This is a genomic window from Cupriavidus pauculus (assembly GCF_008801835.1).
Classification (GTDB): domain Bacteria; phylum Pseudomonadota; class Gammaproteobacteria; order Burkholderiales; family Burkholderiaceae; genus Cupriavidus; species Cupriavidus pauculus.
The window spans coordinates 16347-30864 of the sequence record NZ_VZOW01000021.1 but is presented as its reverse complement, the minus strand read 5'-3'; the positions used below and the strand labels follow the sequence as shown (position 1 = coordinate 30864).

Annotated in this window: 10 protein-coding genes; 6 read left to right on the top strand and 4 right to left on the bottom strand. The window is 66.5% G+C overall.

Features of this window, described 5'->3' with window-relative positions; translation table 11 throughout:
• The first annotated feature begins 212 nt into the window (after positions 1-212).
• From F7R19_RS19830 to F7R19_RS19820, 3 genes are read left to right on the top strand one after another with little or no spacing between them, the layout of a single operon-like run.
• Entirely contained in the window at positions 213-1580 is a 1368-nt protein-coding gene (locus F7R19_RS19830) for a DUF2957 domain-containing protein (protein ID WP_150981733.1), read from the top strand.
• A 55-nt stretch (positions 1581-1635) separates the two neighbouring features.
• Positions 1636-2916, top strand: a complete 1281-nt coding sequence (locus tag F7R19_RS19825) for a DUF2957 domain-containing protein (RefSeq protein WP_150981732.1) — start codon at positions 1636-1638, stop codon at positions 2914-2916.
• Between the two features lie 21 nt (positions 2917-2937).
• The gene (locus F7R19_RS19820; protein WP_223505896.1) at positions 2938-3816 is read left to right on the top strand and encodes an OmpW/AlkL family protein; all 879 of its coding nucleotides are present in this window, start codon (positions 2938-2940) and stop codon (positions 3814-3816) included.
• A gap of 91 nt (positions 3817-3907) precedes the next feature.
• Here F7R19_RS19820 and F7R19_RS19815 read toward each other — a convergent pair whose 3' ends face one another.
• From F7R19_RS19815 to F7R19_RS19805, 3 genes are read right to left on the bottom strand one after another with little or no spacing between them, the layout of a single operon-like run.
• Positions 3908-5386 (bottom strand): efflux transporter outer membrane subunit, encoded by a 1479-nt coding sequence (locus tag F7R19_RS19815; protein ID WP_061957439.1) that lies wholly within the window; start codon positions 5384-5386, stop codon positions 3908-3910.
• 2 nt (positions 5387-5388) lie between these two features.
• Positions 5389-8541 carry an efflux RND transporter permease subunit gene (locus F7R19_RS19810; RefSeq protein WP_150981731.1) on the bottom strand — a complete coding sequence of 1051 codons (3153 nt, stop codon included), beginning with the start codon at positions 8539-8541 and terminating at the stop codon, positions 5389-5391.
• A gap of 38 nt (positions 8542-8579) precedes the next feature.
• On the bottom strand, positions 8580-9827 hold the full coding sequence (locus tag F7R19_RS19805; protein ID WP_061957437.1) for an efflux RND transporter periplasmic adaptor subunit: 1248 nt from the start codon (positions 9825-9827) through the stop codon (positions 8580-8582).
• Between the two features lie 426 nt (positions 9828-10253).
• Here F7R19_RS19805 and F7R19_RS19800 point away from each other — a divergent pair, with 426 nt between their 5' ends.
• Positions 10254-10970, top strand: coding sequence for a TetR family transcriptional regulator (locus F7R19_RS19800; RefSeq protein WP_061957436.1), 717 nt, complete (start codon positions 10254-10256; stop codon positions 10968-10970).
• Between the two features lie 21 nt (positions 10971-10991).
• Here F7R19_RS19800 and F7R19_RS19795 read toward each other — a convergent pair whose 3' ends face one another.
• Complete coding sequence (locus F7R19_RS19795; protein ID WP_061957472.1) at positions 10992-12098, bottom strand: ABC transporter substrate-binding protein; 1107 nt, start codon at positions 12096-12098, stop codon at positions 10992-10994.
• 236 nt (positions 12099-12334) lie between these two features.
• Between F7R19_RS19795 and F7R19_RS19790 the strand changes: the two genes are divergently transcribed.
• Both F7R19_RS19790 and F7R19_RS19785 read left to right on the top strand, forming a co-directional pair.
• Positions 12335-13027 (top strand): response regulator, encoded by a 693-nt coding sequence (locus F7R19_RS19790; protein ID WP_061957435.1) that lies wholly within the window; start codon positions 12335-12337, stop codon positions 13025-13027.
• A 1-nt stretch (position 13028) separates the two neighbouring features.
• Positions 13029-14516, top strand: a complete 1488-nt coding sequence (locus F7R19_RS19785; RefSeq protein ID WP_150981730.1) for a sensor histidine kinase — start codon at positions 13029-13031, stop codon at positions 14514-14516.
• The last annotated feature ends 2 nt before the right edge of the window (positions 14517-14518 follow it).

The following is a 14518-nucleotide window of genomic DNA, read 5'->3' as shown; positions in this document are numbered from 1 at the left end:
GCGAAGACCGGGCGTTTGAATTCGTCCGCATACGGCAGCCCACGCGGTTTGAACAGGAACGGCAGCCGCTTTGCTGACAACGGTACACGGCTCCGCCACGGTGTTTGGAACGAGCGCTCTATTGCGCGCAGGCGATTGAAACGCGAGATTCCGACCACCGTGCGAGCTTCCGGAATAGCCCGGGCGCCGGTCATAAGAACGAGGAGACAACCATGCAACAGTCGAATATTCGACGCACCATTTTCGCCTTGGCTGGGGTAAGCCTGACGATCGCACTCGCAGCCTGCGGCGGCGGCGATGGAGAACCGGGCGGCACCACCCCGCAGGCCGCCGCGCAGCAGTGCGCGGCCAATGGCACGTGCACGCCTTCCGGCCCCACCGTGAACCAGCCGGTGGCCGCCATGTGTCCCGCCACGCTCGACTACAACACCACGTACACCGGCGGCTCCGGCGCCGGGGAATTCGTGAAGATCCAGCTCGACAGCGCGAAGGGCACGTACCGGATCCAGATTCTCGAATCGGCCGTGCCCAAGAGCGTCGGCACCGTGTATCCGACGCGCGCCGGCGTGACGCTGACCGGCACCATGACCCATCCGTCCAAACCGCTGCCGACCGAGGCGCAGAACAACTGCGCGTACGAACTGAAGACCGTCACCGCTTCCGACGGCATTTCGGAAGCCGTCATCGATCCCGCGCATCCGCCGATCCTGTTCGTCGGCAATGGCGTGGCCGGCGGCGGCATTCCGGGCGCGACCATCGCCTACGATCCGGGCCTGGGCGGCATCGGCACGATTCCATCGACCACGTTCCCGATGTATCCGGTGCTGGCGTTCGCGCAGACCGAGACCGATTTCAGCAAGGTCGCCGGCACCTACAACGTGCTCGGCTATCACCTCGTGCCATCGGGCGGCGACTTCACGCAGATCGGCGTCAACTTCGTCCCGGCGATCTCGCGCGCCGTCGAAACCCTCAAGGCCGACGGCACATGCACTGCCGCATCGGGAGACTGCGTCACCACGGGCCACGCATGGGAATTGCGCCCCGGCAACGACGGCGCATTCGAGAGCAGCGACCCGAGCAGCCTGCAGCCCTATCCGTATTTCTACAAGTCGGCCTGGCTGCCCGGTGCGAGTTCGCTGGCCAAGGGCGTGCTGATCGTGGGCAAGCTCGAAGGCAAGCTGGTGCCGTTGCTGGTTCGCGTTGGCTACGCGCGTGTCGACCTGCTCGCGGGCGTGCTTAGCGTGGACGACGAATCGGGCATCGCGCTGCTGTCGGCCACCACCAACACCTCGACCTCGGTAACCAACGGCGGCTATATCGGCTCGGGCAGCGATTTCAAGTACACGGCCTCGTCGCTGCACGACAACACCGGCGTCTGGATCGATCCACAGGATCCGTCGCTGACGCCTACCGGCGGATTCCAGATGGACTTCACGCAGGCCGTGAAACCCGGCGTGGTGGCAACCGTCGACAACAGCGGCCGCACCGGATCGATCATCACCACCGGCCCGGTGTACGCACATCTGTTTGGACCGGACGCCAACCCGACGTTCCGCGTCAATGCGGTGGCCAGCCGCTAGCCGGCCACCGTACAGCATCGCCACACCTACAAGAAAGCCCCAAGGAGACACCATCATGCAGGAACTGCCGCAATCGCTTCGTCCGCATGCCGCCACCGCGCGGCGCACCTGGGTGCCACGCATCGCGCTGGCGCTCGCCACGCTCACCATGCTCGCCGCGTGCGGCGGGGGCGACGGCGGTGGCGGCGGCACATCGACTCCCGCTGCGGTGACGCCGCGCCTGTGCCCGGCATCGGTCGACTATTCGACGCCGTACATCGGCGGCACCGGCTCCGGCGAACTGGTCAAGGTGCAGATCGACACCCAGGCCAAGACCTGGGCCGTCACGTTCCTCGATTCGTCCGTGCCACGCAACACCGGCACGGTCTCGCCGACGCGCTCGGACCCGACCAACGGCCAGAACGTGATGACCGGCACGCTGGCGCAGGAAACCACGCTGCCGACCGACAAGCTCAATCAGTGCGCGTTCGTGTTGCAGGGCGCGAGCCTCGATGCATCGCGTCCGGCCAAGCTGTTCCTCGGCGAAGGCGTGATGGGCGGCACCATCCCCGGCGCGCGCATCCAGTTCAACGGACTGCTGGGCGCGGGCGCGGTGCCGGACACCACGTTCCCGTACTTCCAGTTCATCGGCTTTGCGCAGACCGAGACCGATCTGAGCAAGATTGCCGGTGTGTACAACGGCTCGGGCTTCCACGAAATCCCTTCCAAGAACTTTGCGCAGGTGGCGCAGGACTACAGGATGTCGCTGGCTGCCGACGGATCGTTCACGGTGTGCGACAACAAGGCCGGCGGCGCCTGCAAGCAGAAGGGCAACAAGTTCGCGCCGCAAGCCAACGGCACGCTGCTGTCGACCAACTACGAAGGCGAACAGCCGCCTAGCCTGGGCGGCGTGATGGGCCGCGCGTATCTGATCGTCGGCAAGCTGCGCGGGCAGTTGGTGCCGGTGATGATCCGCGTGGGCTATGCCAGCGCCGACAAGTTGCCGCTGGGCGCCGACGACGAGATCGGCATCGGCATGATGGCGCCGGCGGTATCGGCGGTGCAGGGCAGCGTGAACGGCGAGTACATCGGCGTGGACAGCAGCTTCGAATACAAGACCACGGCGCTGGTGGGTGCCGATGCGGCAATGCTCGATCCCTTCCATGCGTCGGACGCCACGCGCGCGATCGCGCTGAAGCTCGACTTCTCGCAGACCACGCCCGGCATCGTGACCACCACGCGCAAGGAAGGCACGGCGGGCATCACGGGCAAGTTCATGTTCACCGGCGGCGTATTCGGCTTCCTCGAAAACCGCAACGGCAGCCCGTATTTCACGATCGGCGCGTTCGTCGAATAACAAGACCGGGGAGACATAACCATGCAGATGAAGACCGACATGCGCCGCGCGCTGGCGCGGCTCGCTTCCGGCGCGGCCGCCATTGCCGCCGCCACCGCTATCGCCGCCATCACCGCCGCGCCCGCGCATGCGCAGAAGGCCGGCGACAACGTGGTGTCGGCTGGCTGGTTCCACATCCAGACCTTCGGCACCAGCGGTCCGCTGACCACCAATGTGGTGGACGTGCCGATCAACTATCCGCTGGGCTTGCCGTCGTCGTTCAGCGCGCCGGGCAGCGGCCTGTCGTCATCGAATTCGGATACGCTCGGCCTGACGTTCAGCCACTTCGTCACGGACCATATCGCCATCACCGGGGTCGGCGGCATTCCGCCCACCTTCAAGATCTACGGGCACGGCGAATTGATTCCGCCCGGGCCGGCCGGTGCGCTGGGTCGTCAGAGCCTTGGCGATCCGTCGCTGAACCCGATCATCACGCGCGCGCGCCAGTGGAGCCCGGCTGCAATGGTGCAATACCACTTCCGCTCGCCGGGCGTGTCGTTCCGGCCGTTTGTCGGCTTGGGGGTCTCGTACAACTTCTTCACCGACATCAAGGTCAATCCCGCGTTCGCCGAATCGGTGAACAACAACCTCGGCGCGATCCTGGCCGCGGGCGCCGGCATTCCGGGGCCCACGTCGGTCACCGCCGATGCGTCGTCGTCGTGGGCGCCGATCTTCAATCTGGGCGGCACCTACAACTTCAACGAGCACTGGGGCGTGACCGGAGCGGTCACCTACATTCCGCTGAAGTCGGAATCGACCATGACGATCAAGGCGTCCGACGGCACCGTACTATCGACATCGAAGACCACCTTGCGGCCGAATCCGCTTGTGTTCTTCCTGGCGGCGACCTACAAGTTCTGAGCACGCGCTGCGCCGCTGCCGGCGCGCACAAAAAAACAAAGGGCGAAGCTTTTGCGGCTTCGCCCTTTGTCATGGCTGTGACGCCCGACGATTACTGCGTCGTCGTGGCGCCCTGCGGTGCCGGCTGCTGCGCCACCGTGCCGGTTTCATTGAGCCCGCCACCCAGTGCGCGATACAGATCGATCGAGTTGGTCAGGCGCAACTGGCGCGCCTGCACCAGCGCCTGTTCGGCCGAGAACAGCTGGCGCTGCGCATCGAGTTCATCGAGATAACTGGCCACGCCGCTGCGGAAGCGCAGGCGCGACAACTCGTAGCGCGCAGCTTCCGCGTTGCGCTGCTGCTCCTGGCCCGCCACCTGCTCCTCGAGCGTGCCGCGCGCCACCAGCGCATCGGCCACTTCGGCAAACGCGGTCTGGATCGTCTTCTCGTAGTTGGCCACCTGGATGTTCTTGCGCACGTTGGCCAAGTCCAGGTTCGAGAGGTTGCGGCCGTAGTCGAAGATCGGCAGCACCAGTTGCGGCGAGAACGACCACACGCCTGCGCCGCTGTCGAACAGGCTCGTGAACGACGTGCTGATGTTGCCCGCGCTGGCGGTCATCGTGATGCGCGGGAAGAACGCCGCGCGCGCCGCGCCGATGTTGGCGTTGGCGGACAGCAGCGCTTGCTCGGCCTGGCGGATGTCCGGACGCTGCGTCAGCAGCTCCGAGGGCAGGCCCTCGGGGATATCGCTAATGATGCGCTCGTCGGACAGGCGCATCGGCGCGGGCAGGTTCGGGATCTCGGCGATGGGCTTTCCGACCAGCACTTCCAGCGCGTTCTGCGCCTGCGCGCGCTGACGCGCGAGCTGGGCGGCGGACACGCGGGCCTGGGCCACCAGCGACTCGTTGTCGCGCAGGTCCAGCGCCGACGTGGCGCCGGCATCGAAGCGCTTCTTCGCCAGCTCGAACGTGTTCTGGCGCGCCTCCAGCGTCTCGCGTGCCAGATCGTACTGCTCGGCGGCGGCCCGCTCGGCCAGGTAAGCCTTGGCCACCTCGGACACCAGCGAGATGTACGCGGCGCGGTGCGCCTCCTCGGTCGAGAAGTACTGCGCCAGCGCGGCGTTCGACAGGCTACGCACGCGGCCGAAGAAGTCCAGCTCCCATTGCGTCACCGACAGGCCCACCTGGTACACGTTGCCCGTGAACGACTGGTTCACGCCCGACGTGGCGCCCGAGAAGCGCCCCCGCTGGAAGCTCGCGTTGCCGTTTAGCGTCGGCAGCAGGTCCGCACGCTGGATCTGATACTGCGCGCGCGCTTCTTCGATGCGCAGCGCGGCGGTGCGCAGGTCGCGGTTGTTTTCCAGCGACGTCGCAATCAGTTGCTGCAGACGCGGATCGGTGAAGAATTCACGCCAGCCGATATCGGCCGCGCGACGTGTTTCGCCGGTCTTCACCTCGGCCGTGGCGTAGCCTTCCGGCGCCGCCGGATAACCGGCAGCCACCGGCGGGGCAGGGCGATCGTAGTGCGGCGCCAGCGTGCAGCCGCTCATCACGCCGGCTGCCAGCAGCAATGCGGTCAAAGTCTTTGTCATGGTCAAATTTCCTTCTGGCTTTCCAGACGCGCTTGTTCACGTTCGTGCTGGGCCTTGCTGCCCTTGAAGCGGCCGCGCACCACCACGAAGAACACCGGCACCAGGAAAATCGCCAGCACCGTAGCCGTGATCATGCCACCCATCACGCCGGTACCGATAGCGCGCTGGCTGCCGGACCCGGCGCCGGTGGAAATGGCCAGCGGCAGCACGCCCAGGATGAACGCCATCGACGTCATCAGGATCGGGCGGAAGCGCAGATGCACGGCCTCCAGCGTGGCGTCGATCAGGCTGCGTCCCTGCGCCTGCAGGTCCTTGGCGAATTCGACGATCAGGATGGCGTTCTTCGCGGACAGGCCGATCGTGGCGATCAGGCCCACCTTGAAGTAGACGTCGTTGGGCATGCCGCGCAGCGTCACGCCCAGCAACGCACCGATCACGCCCAGCGGCACCACCAGCAGCACCGCCACCGGGATCGACCAGCTTTCATAGAGCGCCGCCAGGCACAGGAACACGATGATCAGCGACAGCGTGTAGAGAATCGGCTCCTGCGAGCCGGCCAGGCGCTCTTCGAACGACTGGCCTGACCATTCGAAACCAAACCCGGGCGGCAGCTTCGCGAAGTTTTCTTCCATCACGCGCATGGCTTCACCGGTCGATTTGCCCGGCGCGGCCTGGCCTGCCAGCTTGACCGCCGGCATGCCGTTGTAGCGCTCCAGACGCGGCGACCCCATGATCCACTGCGACGTGGAGAACGCGGCAAACGCCACCATGTCGCCATTGGCATTGCGCACGCGCAGCTTGGTCAGGTCATCGGGCAGGCGACGGTCCGCGCCCTCGGCCTGCACGATCACGCGGCGCACGCGGCCTTCGTAGATGAAGTCATTCACATACGACGAGCCGAACGCGATCGACAGCGTCGAGTTGATGTCCGCCACCGAAACGCCGAGCGCACGCGCTTTCTCGCGGTCGATGTCGATGCGCAGCTGCGGCGCGTCTTCCTGGCCTTCCGGACGCACGCCCACCAGCGCCGGCGACTTCGCAGCCATCCCCAGCATCATGTTGCGCGCTTCCATCAGCTTGGCGTGGCCCTGGCCGGTACGATCCTGCAGGCGGAAGTCGAAGCCCGACGAATTGCCGAGTTCGGAAATCGCCGGCGGATTCAGCGGGAAGATGATCGCGTCCTTGATGAACGACAGCGTGCCGAACGCGCGGCCCACCAGCGCCTGCGCGGTCTGGTCCGCACCGGGTCGTTCCTTCCAGTCCTTCAGGCGCACGAACGCGATACCGCCGTTCTGTCCGCGTCCGAAGAACGAGAAGCCCGCCACCGTGATCATCTGGTCCACCACCTTCGATTCCTTCTGCAGGTAGTAGTCCTCGATTTGCTTGAGCACGCCGATCGTGCGCTCTTGCGTGGCGCCCGTGGGCAGTTGCACCACGGTGATCATGTAGCCCTGGTCTTCGTCAGGCAGGAATGACGACGGCAGGCGCTTGAACAGCACCACCACGCCCGCGATGATCACGAGATAGATGATCAGGTAGCGGCCCGAGCGCTTGAGGATGCGCGCCACAAGGCTCTGGTATCCGGTGGATGCCGTATTGAAGGTGCGGTTGAACCAGCCGAAGAAACCCTTTTTCTCGTGGTGATGGCCAGCTTCCACCGGCTTGAGCAGCGTTGCGCACAACGCGGGCGTCAGCGTCAGCGCCAGCAGGGCCGAGAACGCCATCGACGAGATCAGCGACAGCGAGAACTGGCGATAGATGTTGCCCACCGAGCCAGAGAAGAACGCCATCGGGATGAACACGGCGGTCAGCACCAGCGTGATGCCGATGATGGCGCCGGTGATCTGGCCCATCGCCTTGCGTGTGGCTTCGCGCGGCGAGAGACCTTCCTCGCTCATGATCCGCTCGACGTTTTCCACCACCACGATCGCATCGTCCACCAGGATACCGATGGCGAGCACCATGCCGAACATCGTCAGCACGTTGATCGAGAAGCCGAACGCGAGCATCGCGCCGAACGTACCGAGCAGCGCCACCGGCACCACCAGCGTCGGAATCAGCGTGGCGCGGAAGTTCTGCAGGAACAGGTACATCACCAGGAACACCAGCACCACGGCTTCCAGCAGCGTCTTGACCACTTCCTCGATCGAGATCTTCACGAACGCGGAAGTGTCGTACGGCACGCTGAACTCGTAGTCCGGCGGGAAGAAGCGCGACAGCTCTGCCATCTTCGCGCGTACCGCGGTGGCCGTGGCCAGCGCGTTGCCGGTCGGCGACAGCTTGATGGCGATGGCCGAGGCCGGCTTGCTGTTGATGCGCGCCAGCGTCGAATAGTCGGCGCCGCCCAGCTCCACGCGGCCCACGTCCTTGATGCGCACCGACGAGCCGTCCGGATTCACGCGCAGCAGGATGTTGGCGAACTGCTCCGGCGTGGTCAGCCGGCTTTCGGTGCTGACGGTCGCATTGAGTTCGGTGCCTTTGGGCGAAGGCGTGCCGCCGAGTTCGCCGACGGCCACCTGGATGTTCTGCTCAGACACCGCGGCGGTGACGTCCAGCGGCGTGAGGTTGTATCCGGTCAGCTTGGCCGGATCCAGCCAGATGCGCATCGCGTACTCGGTGCCGAACAGGTCGGCCGCGCCCACGCCGGGCACGCGGCGGATCGAGTCCACCACCTGCGCCGACACGAAGTTACCCAGTTCGATCGCATCCGAATTGCCGGATTTGGACGAGACCGTGATGAACATCATGTAGTTGTTGCCGGCCTTGTCGACCCTGACGCCCTGTTGGCGCACTTCCGCCGGCAGACGCGCTTCCACGCGTTTCAGGCGGTTCTGCACTTCCACGGAGTTCAGGTCGGCATTGGAGCCGGGCGCGAACGAGATGTTGATCGTGGCCAGGCCCGACGATTCGCTCTGCGATTCGTAATAGAGCAGGTTCGGCGCGCCGTTGAGCTCCTGCTCGATGGGCGTGATCACCGAATCCTCGATCGTCTTGGCGGACGCACCCGGGTAGGTGGTGCTGACCGTGATGATCGGGGGCGCGATATTGGGGTACTGCGCGATCGGCAACTGCAGGATCGCCAGCACGCCGCCCAGCGCGATGATCAGCGCGAGCACCCACGCGAACACCGGCCGGTCGATAAAAAACTTCGCCATGAATCTGGCTCCCTAAATATTCTTGGTAGAGGGCGGGATCAGCCTTGCTTGGCCGCGGACTTTTCCTGAGCCGCGGCATCCTTGCCGGCGGCGGGCTTTTCGTCCTGCGCGGTCGCGGGCGCCGAGGCCGGCGCATCGGCGGTCTTCGGCGCCTGGAACGGCACGGCCTTGGCCGGCGCGCCGGGGCGCACCTTCTGCAGGCCCTCGACGATCACCTTCTCGCCGCCCTTCAGGCCCTCGGTCACCACCCAGCGATCGCCCACGGCCTGCGGCGCCTTGACGGGCAGCGCGGCGACGTTGCCGTCCGCGCCCACCACCAGCACGCTGGCGCCCTGGGCGCTGCGGATCAGCGCGCGCTGCGGAACGGTCAGCGCGTTCTCGTCGACGCCCTGTTCGATCTTCACGCGCACGAAGGTGCCGGACAGCAGCTCGCGGCGCGGATTGGGGAATTCCGCGCGCAGCGTGATGGCGCCGGTGGTCGGATCCACGGTCATGTCGGAGAACAGCAGCTTGCCGGTGGCGCCGTATTCCTTGTCGCTGGCTTCCGGAAACAGATGCACGCGCGCGCCGTTCACGCCCTTGACCTTGCCGGACTCGATCGCAGCGCGCAGGCGCGCCACTTCGGAAGCCGGCTGCGTGAAGGTCACCCAGATCGGGTCGACCTGCTCGACGGTGGTCAGCTTGGTGGCCTCGCCCTTGCCCACCAGCGCGCCTTCGGTGACCAGCGCGCGGCCCACCCGGCCGGAGATCGGCGCGGTTACGGTGGTGTAGCCGAGGTTGATCTGCGCGGTGGTGACGGCAGCCTTGGCTGCGGCGATGTCGGCATTGGCCTGGCCGGCGGCGGCGACCGCCTCGTCATATTCCTGCTTGCTGACCGCGTTCACGGCCACCAGCGGCTTGTAGCGCTCCGCTTTCTGGCGCGCCGACACGGCGTTGGCCTCGGCGCGTTCGAGCTGGGCCTTGGCGGACGCCAACTGCGCCTGGTACGGGGCCGGATCGATGCGGAACAGCACCTGGCCGGCCTTCACCTCGCCGCCTTCGGTGTAGTTGCGCGACAGCACGATGCCTTCCACGCGCGCACGGACTTCCGCGGTGCGCACGCCTTCCAGGCGGCCGGGCAATTCGTTGACAACGGCAACGGCGGACGGCGTGACGGTGACCACACCGACTTCCGGCGGCGGCATGGCGCCCTGCGGCGCTTTCTCGCCGCAGGCGGACAACGCAAGTGCGGCCGCTGCAACAGCGGCAGCGGTGGCTACGCAACGGATACGTTGGGACTTCCTCATCGATAACCCCATGATGGCAATTTGAAATTTGCCGCATCGTCCTCAACGTGGAGCGTCATGGACAACGCGCCCCGGGGGCGGAGCGCGGCGGCAAAACAGTTGATTCTCTTCGGCAGGGCTCGGGGCCGAGGTGCCGTGGCAGGCACCAGACGACGCCAAAAAACGGTTTGGTCGAATTCCGAGCAAGCGCGTAGTATAGATACATTCGCGCATGTATGTAAGAGTCAGTTTGAATTGAGGGCTCTTTACAACACATCGCACCAATTGCGGGCAGTGGAATGCTCCCGTCGTGCGAGCAGGATTGTTCCAATCACGGTACGATTCGGCCCGCCGGTGCCAATGGGCATTCTGGAGAGAAACTCCCTCGTTCACCGCGAGGGCGTCAGGAGACCCGGGCGGCAAACCACTGCCCCGGGGAAAAAGGAAATGGTCAGACGTACCAAGGAAGAAGCGCTAGAGACGCGCAATCGGATTCTGGATGCGGCGGAAGCCGTCTTCCACGCCCGCGGCGTGGCGCGCCCGTCGCTGGCGGACATCGCCGAGGCAGCAGGCGTCACGCGCGGCGCAATCTACTGGCACTTCAAGAACAAGAGCGACGTGTTCGCCGCGATGTGCGATCGCGTCAACCTGCCGGTCGAGGCGCTCTGCGCGCCCGAGCGGCTGGCCAAGCAGGAAGATCCGCTGGGCAGCATCCGCGACATCTGCGCCTTCGTGTTCCGCCAGACCGTGATCAATCCGCAATGGCGGCGCGTGTTCGAGATCATCTTCCACAAGTGCGAGATGGTGGAAGACAACGGCGCCATCTTCGAACGCCAGCGTCAGTCGCATCAGGAAGGCACGGTCAAGATGCGCGAGCATTTGCGCCTGGCCATGGAACGCGGCCAACTACCGGCCGATCTCGACCTGAACCTGGCGGTGATGGCGTTCCACGCCGCGATCGGCGGCGTGTTGGCGCACTGGCTGTTTTCTCCGGAAGACTTCGAACTGGGCCGGGAGGCCGAGCGCCTTGCCGACGCCTTCGTCGACACCCTGCGGCTTTCGCCGGCGCTGCGCGTCGGTTACGTGCCGCGCCCCATGGCGCCGCTCGACGCGGAAATGGCGGCGCTGTGCGAACGCCAGCCGCAGCACCTGCTGACGGCCTGACACCGTTCAGCCTTCAGCCCTTCAGCCCTTCAGCGCGTCGTGCCAGCGCGCAAGAAACGCCTTCTTGCGCAGCGCGTCCTGCGCTGCCAGCAAGCCCGGTCCCACGCTGATCGGCTTGAGCGCATAGCCAAGCCGTTCGGCCAGCGCATTGGCGGTGTGCGAACTGTCCGTATCGGTCCGGATCGTGTAGAGCTGCGAACTCGACTGGCTCAGCAACGCCTGGCCTTCGCGCGACAGCACGAAATCGAGCCATAGCCGGGCCGCATGGGGACGGGGCGACTTACGCGCGATAAACGCCACGCGCGACATGACCAGCGTGTAGTCGCGCGGCGCGATCACGCCGATGGCGGCGCCGCGTTCCATCAGCGACAACGCGTACGAGCCAAGCAAGTTGTAGCCGAGCACCAGTTCACCGCTGGCGATGCGCTCGATCATGTCGGCCGTCGACGCCGACAGTTGCACTTTCGCGCGGCCCAGCGCCTGCGCCAGATACCAGAATTCGCTGCCCATGCGTGCATCCTGCTGCGCCAGCAGATAGCCCACGCCTGAGCGCTCCACGTCGTACGTCACCACCTTGCCGCGCCACTGCGGCGCGTGCTCCTGCAGCAGCCGCGCCAGACCGCTGCGGCTGCCCGGCACATGCGCACCGTGAAAATGCCGGCGGTTGTAGACAATCACCGCCGGTTCGAACGTGGTGCCCCAGGCCTCGTCGCGCCACACCGCCCAGCTTGGCAGGCCGCCGCGTTCGGGCGAATCGTAGCGCTGCGCATAGCCGTCGTTGACCAGCTTGATCTGCAGATCCATCGCCGTGCTCCACAGCACGTCTGCATAGTCGGCGTCGCGCGCGGGCATGGTCGGGCCGAGACTGGCGGTTTCCGCCACGAAGCGGTTGTGCAGGTCGAGCGTGTTCAGGTCCTGGTAGCGCACGCGAATGCCGGGGTAGCGCGCTTCGAACGCCGTGATCAGCGGCTGCACCACTTCGAGGTCGGTCGATGCATAGACCGCCACCGCGCCTTCGCGCTGCGCCCGCGCGATGATCTCGACATAGTCGCCCGGATAGCCGGCCGGCACACGCGGCTGCGCCAGCGCCAGCGCCGGCAAACCAGCGGCCACGCCGCCGCCCGCCAGCAGCAGTTGGCGGCGCGTTGCACTGAAGGCCGGCGGCGGGATGTGGGGTGCGGTGGACACGAGATCGGAAGGAAGGGGCAAATCGGCAAGGCGTGAAGCGGGACGCCCGATTGCCAATCAATACAGATCGATGGCTGGCGCGGATACCGGACGCGCGGTGCGGAGGTATTATAGGCGCCCGCGGCGCGCACTGGCGCGGCTGCAAGGCATAACGAGACTGGGTGAAGGAGACCGGCATGCGCATCCTGCTGGTGGAAGACGAAGTGGAACTGGCCCGCTGGGTGGCGCGCGCGCTGGAGCAGGGCGGCTTCGTCATCGAGCATGTCGCCGATGGCCTGCAGGCCGACGCGCGCCTGATGGCCGAGGAGTACGACGCGGTGGTGCTCGACCTGCGCCTGCCGGGCAAGGATGGACTGGCCGTGCTGAAGACCATGCGCGGGCGCGACGACCGCACGCCGGTGCTGATCCTGACCGCGCAGGACACGCTCGACGAACGCGTGCGCGGCCTGAACCTTGGCGCCGACGACTACCTGCCCAAACCGTTTGCCATCGCCGAACTCGAAGCGCGCATCCTGGCCCTGATCCGCCGCAGCCGTGGCCGCGCGCATCCGCGCCTGCAATGCGGCACGCTGGTGTTCGATGGCGAAACCCGCAGCTTCACGCTCGGCGGCGCACCGCTGTCGCTGACGCCGCGCGAATCGACGCTGCTCGGCGCCTTGCTGGCGCGCAGCGGCCAGCCGCTCACCAAGGCGCAACTGCTCGACAAGGTGTTTTCGCTCGATGCGGACGTGAGCCCGGACGCCATCGAAGTGCTGGTCTATCGGCTGCGCAAGAAGCTGGCCGGCCACGGCGTGACGATCGTCACGCTGCGCGGCTTCGGCTATCTGCTGGAGCCCGAGGCGCTGGACACCCCGCCCGCTGGAGCCTGACATGTGGCCACGCAGCCTGCGCCAGCGTGCTCGTCTGCCGGTGCGGCTGTGGCTGCGCGGCAGCCTGCGCCGCCAGTTGCTGATCCTGCTGGTGCCGGCGCTGGCGCTGATGATGGCTGCCGATACCTGGTTCACCTACGGCACGCTGCGCGATGCCGCCAACACCGCCTACGACCGATCCCTCTATGGCTCGGTGCGCACCATCGACAACGCGATCGGCATGGCCGGCGAAAGCGTGCAGCTGACGTTGCCGGACGCGGCCATGGAGATGTTCGAAACCGCGGCGCAGACCCACGTGTTCTATCGCATATCGATGGAACGCGGTGGCGCGGTGGACACCGTCACGGGCTATGACGACCTGCCGCTGCCGAGCGGCGCGCTGGTCAACAATCAGCCGCGCTTCTACGACGCGGTGTATCGCGGCGACCCAGTACGCATCGCAGCCATGGCGCGTCCGGTCTACCGGCCCGACGCGCACATGCGCGTGATCATCCAGGTCGCGGAAACCGCCGAGCCGCGCGCGGCGCTGATCGGCAACGTGTGGCGCAGCGCGCTGTTGCGCGACATCGCGCTGATCGTGCTGTCCGCCGTGATCCTGGTCGGCGGCATCACCTACGTGCTCAAGCCATTGCAGCGCGTGCGCGACGATGTGCGCGCGCGGCCCGCCGACGACCTGACGCCGCTCGAATTCGATCGCGTGCCGGTGGAGGTGCGCCCGCTGGTCGACGCGATCAACCTGCATGTGTCGCGTTCCGAAGCCATGGCGCAGTCGCAGGCCCAGTTCATTGCCGATGCGGCGCACCAGTTGCGCACGCCGCTGGCCATCCTGAAGACCCAGGCCGAATTCGCGCAGCGGCAACTGCAGACGCGCGATCCCACTCCGGGCGCGCAGGCGGCCGCATCGGAAGCGGTGGGCGGCATCGTCACGCAGCTCGAACAGGCGGCGCGGCTGACCAATCAACTGCTGGCGCTGGCACGCGTGCGCCAGCCTGCGCGCGATGCGTCCGCGCACGATGAAGAAGCCGGCGTGATCGACGCGGTGGCCGTCGCCGAACAGGTCGCGCTCGACTATCTGCCGCTGGCGCGCGGCCGGCAGCAGGATTTCGGCTGGGAGCGTCCCGCCGGCCTAAGCCTGCCGGTGCGCGCCGACGCCGCGCTGCTGCGTGAAGCACTGGCCAACCTGGTGCACAACGCGATCCAGTATTCGGGACGCGGCAGCCGCATCACGCTGTCGGCCGCGCGCGTGCAGCAGCGCGCGCTGCTGGTGGTCGAGGACGACGGGCCCGGCATTCCCGAGGCCGAACGCGAAAAGGTGTTCGCGCGCTTCTATCGTCGTGTCGGCAACACGGAACCGGGATCGGGGCTGGGGCTCGCCATCTCGCGCGAGATGGCCGCGCGCTCGGGCGGCACGGTCACGCTGCGCGACGGCTTGCAAGGACACGGCCTGCGCGCGGAGCTTGCCCTGCGCATCGCCGACGCCGATCTCTGAGG